Raw genomic sequence first — 11,263 nt, 5'->3', positions numbered from 1 at the left:
TACGGATGTCGCATCACCTAGTATAAGGCCGGAAACAACGGACAGATATACGGCAAGGAAAATATCTTCAAACATGATGATGCCGAGAATCAATTCGGTTTCCGGGTTGGCGGTTCTTTTTAAATCAACGAGCACTTTTGCGACAATCGCACTTGACGAGATTGTGATGACGCCTGCGAGGATGAGGACTTCCAGAAAGGAAAATCCGGTGATAAACCCGTAAAGCAGTCCGAGGCTGAAGTTAATCAAAATATAAATCGTCCCGCCGACCGCGATTGATTTTCCTGATTTGATTAACTTCCCGACAGAGAATTCGAGTCCGAGATAGAAGAGGAGGAACAGTACGCCCATTCGCCCGAAAAACTCGATGATTTCACTGCTTTGAATAAATGTTAGATCAATAATCCCCATTTTCGGCGCGTGCGGTCCAACAAGCATTCCCAGCACAATCAGAAACGGAATAATCGAAAATTTAATTTTATTGGCGATCACACTGGCGATTGCCACAAGCACAAGTGCAGTTCCGACTTCAAATACAAGATGGTCCATCGGGGCTCACACGCCCTCTCCAGAAAGAAAATCGTGAATCAGTTTCTTCAGATGCTTTCTCTCACCTGAGAGGACAAGGGTGTCATTTTCTTCAATAATCGAATCCGCTCCGGGATTTAGGAGCTTTTCCTGGTTGTGTTTGATAATCGCAATCACAGTGACATCGTAATTCTGGCGGACATCAAGCTCTCCGAGTGTGCGCCCGATCGATTTGGCGCCTTTTTCGACCTTAAACCATTCAATAATAAGATCGCTGAAGGCCATTTCGATGGACTCCAGAGCTTGCGGTTTATAGACCATGCCTCCAAGAATAGCTGCAATTTGCCTTGCTTCAGAATCATCCAATGAAATATTTGAAAGAAGCTCATCCGGGTCCCGGTCATTAAACCGGTAAATTTCCCTTCTTCCGTCATCATGAATGATAATCGTCATTTTTTCGTGGCTTCTTGTTTCGATTTCAAACTTTTTGCCGATGCCCGGCAGATCGTTTTCTTTAATATTCAATGAAAATCCCTCCGAATGTAGTGTTGGCAGTATGGGGTGAGTTACAAATAAAACTTGAGCAAATTATATTCGGAGGTAGTTAGACTGGTATTTGACAGGGACGGCCAAAGCCTTTTCCAGCCTGTTTATCAGCGGTTCGTCAAGTGGTTTGACAGAGAGCTGCCTGACAGACTGCGCCAGCGGGCTGTACTCTTTGATCAGCTCAGCCGGGTGCATGCTGCCCGGCGATGGCGTTTTTGCCGATTGTGTTTCCTGCGGATATGAAGACATAGGCACATAGCTGTCAGTGCTTGCTTCAAACTGGGAAGGCAGAACCACGTCCGAAGGGGGAAAGTACACCATAAATAAACTTAACAGAAAACTGATCAGCAATTTATCCATGTTCCTTTCCTCCCTTCTCATCAAGATATCCCTTCTTTTTCACTATATAAAACTTTATGTTTCCATTCAAACAATATGCATTTTTCAGTATCTATTGACCTTGAAAAATAAAAAGGTTTATTTGGGGATGGCGGGGAATGTATAGGAGAAAGAAAAAAGCAAGCGCATACATGGAGGTGCTTTTAATGGAGTTTGTTCAATATGCATGTAATGGGGCCGTTGCAGAGATTATCCTGAATCGGCCTGATGCCCATCACGCCCTGAATGAACAGATGCTGTCTGAATTGAAGGAGGCAGTCGAAATGGCGGCTGCAAGCGAGGCGCTCATCGTTCTCCTGAGAGGAAGCGGGAAAGGCTTTTCGGCCGGCGGTGATATCAGGATGATGACGTCAGAGCATGACCCTGACCAATTTAAACGGCTGATGGATACGATTGAGGCTGTCACCCTGAATTTATATCAGATGAAGAAAGTGACAATTGCAGCCATTCATGGTGCTGCTGCGGGACTGGGCCTGAGTTTGGCGCTTTGTGCGGACATTGTGCTCGCTGAAAAAAACGCCGTTCTCGCGATGAATTTTATCGGCATTGGGCTTGTTCCGGACGGCGGAGGACATTATTTGCTGAAGAAAAGAATCGGTGAAGCAAAAGCGAAAAAACTGATTTGGAGCGGAAAAAAACTATCTGCCTCGGAAGCTGCCGATATGGGGCTTCTTGATGGGACATTTGCCGGAGACCCTGCCGAAGGCGCAAGACCCATTATCGAAACCCTGTTGGCCTCCCCTCTTTTGGCGATGATCGAAACGAAAGGTATTTTTCAAAGCCTCCAAATTGAAGAACTGAAAAAAGTGCTATCCCTTGAGCGCAGCGCCCAAGAGAGAATGAGAAGGACCAAGGATCACCAAGAAGGAATCCGTGCCTTTTTAGAAAAACGGGAGCCGAAGTTTCAAGCGTAACAGATCAGCCGGAAAGCTGATCATCTGTGAAACAAAATCAGCTTTCCGGCTGCATTGACTAAACGATGAGTATGACTATGAAGCTCTTTTTCTTTTAAGAGGGCTTCACCATGCGTTTTTGCCGCTTCTTCATGTTCTGCCTCGAATTGCTCGTTTACCAGCGTGTTCCCCGAAGGATCAAATACGGTAAGGAAATAATCAGCCATCAGGTTTCTCCTCCATTTTAAGGTTTATCAGTCTTTCTTCATTTATATTCTAAAAAGGAAATCAAAATCCTTTATTATGCTTTATCCAAAATTAGTATATAATGGGTCAGGGAAGGAGGAGATTCAGTGCTTACAATTGATCACGTAACGAAGACATTTGGAGATTATAAAGCCGTTGACGGATTGGACTTAGATATTCCGGAACAGCAAATGTTCGGTCTATTAGGCGCAAACGGAGCGGGAAAAACAACAACGTTTCGCATGATCCTAGGATTATTAAGCATTACGGAGGGCTCAATCAGCTGGAAGGGCCGTCCTGTGAATTATCATATCAGCAACAAAATCGGTTATTTGCCGGAAGAGCGGGGCCTTTATCCGAAAATGAAGGTAAGGGATCAGCTCGTCTATCTTGCCAGATTAAAAGGGATGGAGAAGCGAGAGGCTGTAAAAGAGCTCGGGACATGGCTTGAACGCTTCAATATTACAGATTACGAGAATAAGAAGGTGGAAGAGCTTTCGAAGGGGAATCAGCAGAAAATCCAATTCATTTCGGCAGTTTTGCATAAGCCGGACCTCCTGATTCTTGATGAACCTTTCAGCGGCCTGGACCCTGTCAATGTTGAGCTGTTAAAAGAGGCTGTGATCTCGCTGAAAAACAGCGGTGTTTCTATTTTATTTTCAAGCCATCGGATGGAACATGTGGAGGAGCTTTGTGAGAACCTTTGCATATTGCAGAAAGGAAGACCGGTCGTGCAAGGCAAGCTGAAGGAGATCAAGCGCTCCTTTGGCAAAAAGAACGTCACCATTCACTCCGATGACGATCTAAGCTTTTTGCAGTCTCATGAAGGCATTCTACAATGGAAGGAAACGGCCGACGGCGTCAAGCTGCAGATTGCCAATGAAGACATTTCTCAAGAGATTTTTGCGATGCTCCAAGGAAAAGGGTTTATCAGAAAGTTTGAGCTTGAAGAGCCGTCACTGCATGATATTTTTATAGAAAAGGTGGGGGCCGTCTATGAATAAATTTTGGATCATGCTTTCTCATACATACAAAAATAAGATTATGGCAAAATCCTTTATTATTTCGACTGTCATCACGGTGCTGCTTGTTTTAGTTGTAACGAATCTGGAATCGATCATTTCTTTGTTTCAAGGTGACGATGCGAAAGAAAAAATCGCCGTTGTTGATGAAACAAACGAATTATATCCGGTTTTTTCTAAGCAGCTGAAAGCGGTGGATACAGACGGCGATCTTGATGTGAAGCTGTCGAAGCAATCGGAGGATGAGGTCACAAAGCAAGTCAAAGATGAATCACTCGATGGCATGCTCATCATCAAACGAGATGAAAAAGGGACCATTTCAGGAACATATAAAGCGTTAACGATTTCTGATGAAAGCACGTATCAAACGCTGCAGCAGGCGCTGACGCAAACCAAAACAGCTGTCGGAACAGCGGAGCTCGGCGTGTCGCAGGAAACGATTAGCAGCCTTTATGCGCCCGTTACTGTGGGGCAGAAGGCGCTGAAAGAAGGGGCAAAGTCTGAGGAAGAGCTTGGCCAGACGGTAGGGCTTGTTTACATTATGCTGTTCGTCATTTATTTCTCGGTGATTATGTATGCCAGCATGATAGCGATGGAGGTCGCAACCGAAAAATCTTCGCGAGTTATGGAAATCCTGATCTCAAGTATGCCGCCGATCCAGCAAATGTTTGCAAAGCTGCTTGGTATCGGGCTTGTCGGGATCACACAGCTTGCTATTATTATAGGAGCCGGCTCTCTGTCGCTTAAGCTGAACCAAAAGAGCGAAACGGCTTCATCTGTCGGCGGATTTCTTAATCTGACCGACGTATCTGCAACCACTGTCATCTATGCTGTCATTTTCTTTTTGCTCGGATACTTTTTGTACGCGACACTTGCCGCGTTTCTCGGCAGTGTCGTCAGCAGAATAGAGGACGTTCAGCAAACGATCACGCCGATGACGCTTTTGGTTGTCGCCGGTTTTATGATCGCGATGTTCGGTTTGAATGCGCCTGACGCAGGATTTATTACGGTAACTTCGTTTATTCCGTTCTTTACGCCAATGATTATGTTCCTGCGCGTCGGCATGCTTGATATTCCGTTCTGGCAGGCAGCTGTCGGAATCGGAATCACACTGCTCACCATTGTCATACTGGCCGTTATCGGCGCCAGAATTTATAAAGGTGGTGTATTAATTTACGGCAATTCAAGCGCGTTCAAAGCGATCAAACAAGCGCTACGTTTAGCGAAAAACTGATTGGAAAACAGCCTGGGGATTCTCAGGCTGTTTCTTTATTGACAGAACGTGCATTCGCAAGAATTCGGTGCTAAAATAAGGGTACTTCATCCTGGAAAGGAGCAGAATGTTGACTGAACTAACCTTTATTCATGCGGCAGATCTTCATCTTGACAGCCCGTTTTACGGGATATCGCATCTGCCGGAGCCGATTTTTGCCCGGATTAAAGAAAGCACGTTTGCAAGCGTGAGACATATGATAGACGCTGCAGTGAGAGAGCACGTTGATTTCATTTTGCTGGCGGGAGATCTGTTTGATGAAGCCAATCGAAGCTTAAAGGCTCAGCTCTTTTTGAAAAAACAGTTTGAAAGACTCAGAGAGTGCGGGATTTCGGTATACGTCATCTTTGGGAATCACGATCATCTTGGCGGGGAGTGGACGCCGATTGAATGGCCTGAGAATGTCCATATTTTTTCGTCCGCTGTTCCAGAAGAAAAATCGTTTTTTAAAGAAGGCAGGCGCATAGCAAGCATTTACGGCTTCAGCTATCAAGCCAGAGCAGTGACGGAAAACCAAGCCGCCCGCTATCGGAGATCAACTGACGCACCGTTTCATATCGGCATGCTCCACGGCACGCTGTCAGGATCTGAAGGACACGATCCGTATTGCCCGTTTATACATGACGACCTCGTGAAAAGCGGGATGGATTATTGGGCGCTTGGCCATATACATAAACGCCAGGTTCTATCTGCCGAGCACCCGGCAGTCATTTACCCGGGAAACACGCAAGCACGCCATATGAAGGAGACAGGAGATAAAGGCTATTATCTCGTTCATGTGACAAACGGAGATATATCTTATGAATTTCAGAGAGCGCATGATGTCCTGTGGGAAAAAGCGGCGATTGATGTGACGGAGGCAAATAATATGACCGCTCTCTTCCAAATGGTGGAGGACACGTTTTCGAAGCTGCGGAAAAAGGGGAGCCCTGTTTGTGTAAGGCTTGTTTTACAAGGGACGGCGCCGGAATGGCTGCTGGAGGCGCCAAAAGGCACCTTGGATGAGTTTCTTGAAGCTCTTCAGGAACAAGAAGCGGAAGAGGAACATTTCGTTTGGCCTCTTAGATTGGACGATGAGACAGAAAACGAAGCAAACCTAACAAACCTTGATCCTTTTTTTGGCGGTTTATTTGAAGACATTGATCGCAGCGATCTGTCAGACGTGCTGGAAGGGCTTGAGCGGCATCCAGTGTATAGAAGGCACGCGGACCGGTTTAGCCAAGAGGAAGTAAAGGAAATAAAAGAGCAGGCACAGATATTATTGAAAAGACAGCTTAAGGTGCTTGATACATGAGGCGGTGACAGCTTTGCGAATTATATCTTTACATATCTACCAATACGGAAAATTTTCCAATCGGACCTTTGACTTTTCCGCCTCTCCTGTCCAAGTCATCTACGGATTAAATGAGGCAGGAAAAACGACGATGATGTCATTTATTGAAAGCATGCTGTTCGGTTTTCCGAAAACGAAAAAATATGAACCGAAAACAGGCGGTGTCTACGGCGGTGTTCTTGAAGCTGAACATCCTGAGTATGGGGTGCTGAAGATCGAACGGACGAAAGGGACTGCCGAAAAACTAAGCGTGTACACAGAAAAGGGCGAAGTAAAGCAGGGAGATGTTTTAAAGCAGCTGTTCCAGGGCACAGACAGGTCGTTGTACAAAGCCATATATTCGTTCGACGTATTCGGGCTGCAGGAAATTCACGCCTTTAATCGGGACAAGATAGGGGAATTTTTGCTCTTTTCCAGCTTGTTTGGTGCTGAAGCCGTATCAAAGCTTGATTCAAGGCTGACGAAGGAAAGCGAAAGGCTCTATAAACCAAATGGGCGAAACCCTCAATTGAATCAGGAGCTGGAAACGCTTAAGCAGCTGGCATTGAAGCTAAAACAGGCTGAAGCAGAGGAAGTGGGCTATCATCAGCTTCTCGAGGAAAAACGAACGCTTGAAGCCCGCCTTGCAGCCGCGGAAACTGAATTGAAAGAGACGGCGGGACATATCCGAATGATTGAGGGAGCGATTGAGCAAAAGCCGCTGCTAAATGAAAAAGCGACACTCGAACAGGTGATTGCAGAATGTCCAGAACATGCAGGACAATTTCCTGCTGACGGACTGCATCAGCTGGAAAAATATGAATCCCATCTTCACCCGAAATCAGCGCAGCTTGAGGCGCTTCGGGTGAAGATGGCGGAGTTGGACAAACAGAGGCAAAAGCTTATCCCCGATAAAGAACTATTGGCGAAAGAAACGCTGATACAAGAGCTTTCGGCAGCGTTTCATATGTACCAATCCTGGGGAGAACAGCTGGCAGCCATTCAGGCACAGCTGCGCCAGACGTCTGCGCAGACAGCGGCAGGGCTGGAACAGCTCAATAAAACGGATGAAAATGAGCTCCTGAATATGAACACCTCATATGATTATGAATGGCAGCTTCAGCAAGCGGTGCAGCAATATGTACAGGCAAGAGACAGAAAACGGCAGCTTGACGAGACGTTTGAACTTGCCCGGCAAGAGCTGGAAGACGCGGAAAAGGCCGTTCGTGCCGCTTCGTCCGCGATTCTTGAAAACAGCCAAAGAAAAGATAAAGAAGCAGCTCTTAGAGCATATGATGAAACACAGGGGCAGCACCAAGAGCAAGCGAAGCTCAGAGAACAGCTAACGTTTTTTGAAAGACAGCAGGCTAAACAGAAAAAGACTGTCATTGCAGCTGGTATGTTGTTCATCGTTCTCTTTTCTCTGCTGCAGCAATGGATTCCCGCCATAAGTTTCGGCGCTGCACTTATTGTGTATTGGCTTGTTTCAGGAAAATCGTCTTCTCGAAACAGCCGAGAGACAAGACAGCCCATGACGGATATTTCACCAGCAGAAGCTGAAATGCTTAGAGAAGCGTTATGGGAGGATGACCGCAATAAGCAGCACCTTCTCACACAGCGTGCAGCGCTCCAGCAAAAAGAGGCGGCGTATGAAAGGGTCATCCAGCAGTTTGAACAGTGGGAAGCCGAAATGGCGCCGTCCTTTACACAGGTTGAGCGTTTTATGAATGAGCTCGGATTTAAGGAAGATCCATCATTTTTGCTTGATGCATACAGCTTAATGAAGGATGTTAAAAAAGAAGTGAAGAAAAAGCATGAGCTGACCATAGAAGCAGGCAGGCTGAAAAAGCACCGGAGAACATTCGAAGAACGCGTCAGTATGCTTCTTCCCGTGAATCAGAGTCAGGATATCTCCATTTCGGACGCCCTTCACACATTGCGGAAAAACATTGAACGTGAAAAAGAAATTGAGAAGCAAAAAAAGGAAATTGAAACAGATATTCATTATACAAAGGAACAGATGCTTGAACTTGAGCAAGAAATACAGTATTTCCACGCACAGATTGAACAGTTATTTGCCGCGGCTGCTGCAAAAGACAGAGATGCGTTTTTTGCCATAGCCGACATCAGCAGGCAATTGAAGGATACGGAGAACAAGCTTCATCACGTAAACGCACAGCTTCAAGGCGGGTACCCGGAGGAACTTGAACTGGCGGATTCCAATACGCTTTCTGAATTGAAAGATAAGCAATTTGTTGAGAATGAAAGAAAAGAGCGGCTGACTGAGGAGATCGAGCAGCTCCGCAGCCAAATCGCACTGCTCTCAGTCAAACAGGAACAATTAGAGGCTTCGGGAATGGTCTCAGACCTCAAGCTTCAAACCGAAATGCAAAAAGAACGTGTGAAAGAAACTGCTAAAAAATGGGCCTCCATACAAATGGTCAAACAGGTGATCAGAAACAAATTGGAGCGGCATAAAAAAATCGAGCTTCCGCGCCTTCTGGAGACGGCAGGAGAATTTTTCCGCCCTCTGACTGACGGAAACTACCAAACCATTTATTTTTCCGAAACGGATGATTCGATCATGGTTATGCATCGCGATGGCACTGTCTATCATGCGGAAGAGCTGTCACAAGGGACGTGTGAACAGCTGTATACAGCGATCCGCTTTGCTTTGGCCGTTACGCGCCAGGGTGGGTCAAAGCTTCCGTTCCAGCTTGACGACAGTTTTGTTCATTTTGATCAGGAAAGGCTGAAACGTGTATTACATGTTCTGTATGATTTATCTGAAGGCGGTAGGCAGATTTTGTATTTTACATGCCATGAGCACGTAAAAGATGCATTTCATAGCAACCAAATCATCCATTTGGTGTCATAAAAGAGGTTCTATAGCTGAAAATCGGTATGTGATATACTGGTATTATGTAAGATACGGAGGGAGCTTTAATAGAATGGCTAAAGGGATTATGCTACATGAGGTTGGCGAACAGGTGGACCAGTATCTATTGATTAAATCCTCGACGAAAGGGATTGCAAGCAATGGAAAACCGTTTCTGACGCTGATGCTGCAAGACCAGTCAGGCGATATTGAAGCGAAGCTGTGGGATGCCAAGCAAAGTGATGAAGTGACCTATGCGCCGCAGACGATTGTCAAGGTCGTCGGCGATGTTCACCATTATCGCGGACGCACCCAGCTGAAGCTAAGAAATATCAGACCGGTAAGCGAGCAAGAAAACGTCAATATTGATGATTTTTTAGAAACCGCGCCGATTCCGAAAAATGAAATGATGGATACCATCACTCAATATATATTTGAAATGAAAAATCCGAATATCCAGCGAATCACAAGGTTTTTGGTTAAAAAACACGAAGCTGAGTTTATGGATTATCCGGCGGCTACGAAAAACCACCATGAGTTTGTCTCAGGTTTGGCGTATCATGTTGTCTCTATGCTGAACCTGGCGAAAGCAATAGCAGATTTATATCCTTCTCTTGATCGTGATCTGCTTTACGCCGGTGTTATCCTGCATGATCTTGGAAAAGTGAAGGAGCTGTCCGGCCCTGTTTCCACTTCATATACGGTTGAAGGCAATTTGCTTGGCCATATTTCCATCATGGTGACAGAGCTTTCAAAAGCTGCTGAGGAGCTTCAAATCGATTCTGAAGAGGTGTTAATTCTTCAGCATTTGATTTTGAGTCACCACGGCAAAGCAGAATGGGGCAGCCCGAAACCACCGATGGTGAAAGAAGCGGAAATTCTTCACTATATAGACAATCTGGATGCAAAAATGAATATGATGGACAGAGCGCTTGAGCGCGTGAAGCCGGGCGAGTATACTGAACGTGTATTTGCACTGGAAAACCGTTCCTTTTATAAACCGACATTTCATAAATAACTTAAAAAGGACTGATGCTGACATATTCAGCTCAGTCCTTTTTGATGCGTCTTTCCCGCACATAACTCGTCTCATTCCCGCATATGTTTAAGAATAAAGAATCTATGCAAAGGGGGAGGAGCCCGTGTTATTTTTTCCGTGGTGGGTGTATCTTTGTATTGTAGGCATCATTTTCAGCGCATATAAACTTGTGGCGGCAGCCAAAGAGGAAGAAAAAGTAGACCAGGCTTTTATTGAAAAAGAAGGACAGATTTATATGGAGAGGATGGAAAAGGAGCGAGAACGCCGCAGTTCTCAGCAGCATGAAGAAGAAAATCAAAACCATTCCATCGCATAAAAAAAGCTGTGCGGCTCAATGAGCCGCACAGCTTTTTTATTATTTAGAACTGCTTGAAGATGAAGAAGTGCTGTTGCTTGTTGAAGATGTATTAAATGTGTCTTTCAGATCTTTATCTTTTACTTCGATGTCAGCTTTCTTCATGACTTTTTGAACAGCTTCCTGAACAGCTGCGTTGTCATTTAATTTTTGTTCAAGCACTTCAGATTTCAGTTCTTTTTTCATATCATCATATTTGCCGCGTTCTTCTGTCTTTTTAATGATATGGTAGCCGTATTGCGTTTTGACAGGATCACTGACTTCACCTGTTTTTAATTTGAATGCAGCTTTGCTGAATGTTTCGTCCATTTGGCCTTCTTTTGCGAACCAGCCAAGATCCCCGCCTTTTGAAGCAGAGCTGTCTGTTGAGTATTCTTTCGCAAGGTCTTCAAACTTCTCGCCTTTTTTCAGCTTTTTCTCTACTTCTTCAGCTGTCTTTTTATCAGCAACAAGGATGTGGCTTGCACGGATTTTGCCTTTTAAGCCTTCCCAGTACTCTTTGATATCGGCGTCTGTTACTTTGATGTTATCTTTAGCCGCTTTTTGTGTCAGCAATTCATATTTTACTTGTTCTTTCAGGTAATCTTTGCCATATTGCTTTTCGAGGGCAGTATATTGATCGCCAAGCTGCGTTTTGTATTCTTTCAGCTTGTTGTCAATTTCTTTATCCGAAACTTTATACTTCTTGTCCAATACTTTTTCTTGCACTAGCTGTGTCAGTACGCTTGCGCCAGCTGTTTTCTTCATGTTTGTGTAAAGCTCGCCTTTTGTG

The 11,263-nt window shown here is 45.1% G+C and carries 11 protein-coding genes and 1 pseudogene; 7 read left to right on the top strand and 5 right to left on the bottom strand.

Annotated features, from left to right (window positions below; all coding sequences use genetic code 11):
- The 3 genes and pseudogenes from khtU to khtS all read right to left on the bottom strand — a co-directional run.
- Window positions 1-549: pseudogene (khtU, locus tag RAC86_RS28365) on the bottom strand (K(+)/H(+) antiporter subunit KhtU); the annotation flags it as partial.
- Between the two features lie 6 nt (window positions 550-555).
- Window positions 556-1,053 (bottom strand): K(+)/H(+) antiporter subunit KhtT, encoded by a 498-nt coding sequence (gene khtT / locus RAC86_RS28360; RefSeq protein WP_003233269.1) that lies wholly within the window; start codon window positions 1,051-1,053, stop codon window positions 556-558.
- Between the two features lie 63 nt (window positions 1,054-1,116).
- Complete coding sequence (gene khtS, locus RAC86_RS28355; protein ID WP_010886463.1) at window positions 1,117-1,455, bottom strand: K(+)/H(+) antiporter modulator KhtS; 339 nt, start codon at window positions 1,453-1,455, stop codon at window positions 1,117-1,119.
- Window positions 1,456-1,619: 164 nt separating this feature from the next.
- On the opposite strand from khtS, the gene RAC86_RS28350 reads away from it, so the two are divergent.
- Entirely contained in the window at window positions 1,620-2,387 is a 768-nt protein-coding gene (locus tag RAC86_RS28350) for an enoyl-CoA hydratase (protein ID WP_003245167.1), read from the top strand.
- A gap of 20 nt (window positions 2,388-2,407) precedes the next feature.
- Here the strand turns inward: RAC86_RS28350 and RAC86_RS28345 are convergent, their stop codons facing one another.
- Entirely contained in the window at window positions 2,408-2,593 is a 186-nt protein-coding gene (locus RAC86_RS28345) for a YhzD family protein (RefSeq protein ID WP_003233264.1), read from the bottom strand.
- A gap of 126 nt (window positions 2,594-2,719) precedes the next feature.
- On the opposite strand from RAC86_RS28345, the gene RAC86_RS28340 reads away from it, so the two are divergent.
- The 6 genes from RAC86_RS28340 to yhaL all read left to right on the top strand — a co-directional run bounded on the left by RAC86_RS28340 (window position 2,720) and on the right by yhaL (window position 10,452).
- A complete protein-coding gene (locus tag RAC86_RS28340) occupies window positions 2,720-3,616 on the top strand; it encodes an ABC transporter ATP-binding protein (protein WP_339231821.1) in 897 nt (298 codons plus the stop codon).
- Window positions 3,609-4,868 (top strand): ABC transporter permease, encoded by a 1,260-nt coding sequence (locus RAC86_RS28335; RefSeq protein ID WP_003244912.1) that lies wholly within the window; start codon window positions 3,609-3,611, stop codon window positions 4,866-4,868. Before RAC86_RS28340 ends, RAC86_RS28335 begins: the two co-directional genes overlap by 8 nt.
- 106 nt (window positions 4,869-4,974) lie before the next feature.
- Window positions 4,975-6,201 carry a metallophosphoesterase family protein gene (locus RAC86_RS28330; RefSeq protein ID WP_377886271.1) on the top strand — a complete coding sequence of 409 codons (1,227 nt, stop codon included), beginning with the start codon at window positions 4,975-4,977 and terminating at the stop codon, window positions 6,199-6,201.
- Window positions 6,202-6,205: 4 nt separating this feature from the next.
- Window positions 6,206-9,097 carry a DNA repair/recombination ATPase SbcE gene (sbcE, locus tag RAC86_RS28325; protein WP_377886270.1) on the top strand — a complete coding sequence of 964 codons (2,892 nt, stop codon included), beginning with the start codon at window positions 6,206-6,208 and terminating at the stop codon, window positions 9,095-9,097.
- Window positions 9,098-9,170: 73 nt separating this feature from the next.
- The gene (gene yhaM, locus RAC86_RS28320) at window positions 9,171-10,115 is read left to right on the top strand and encodes a 3'-5' exoribonuclease YhaM (protein WP_003245698.1); all 945 of its coding nucleotides are present in this window, start codon (window positions 9,171-9,173) and stop codon (window positions 10,113-10,115) included.
- Between the two features lie 124 nt (window positions 10,116-10,239).
- Window positions 10,240-10,452: a sporulation protein YhaL gene (gene yhaL / locus RAC86_RS28315; RefSeq protein ID WP_003233252.1), complete on the top strand. Its 213-nt coding sequence runs from the start codon at window positions 10,240-10,242 to the stop codon at window positions 10,450-10,452.
- A 39-nt stretch (window positions 10,453-10,491) separates the two neighbouring features.
- On the opposite strand, the gene prsA is transcribed toward yhaL, so the two are convergent.
- On the bottom strand, window positions 10,492-11,263 hold a 772-nt coding region (prsA, locus tag RAC86_RS28310; RefSeq protein ID WP_377886269.1), incomplete at its 5' end, for a peptidylprolyl isomerase PrsA.

The organism is Bacillus sp. LR_5, from assembly GCF_042709275.1.
The sequence above is the reverse complement of the archived record's forward strand: the minus strand, read 5'-3'. Positions and strand labels throughout refer to the sequence as shown.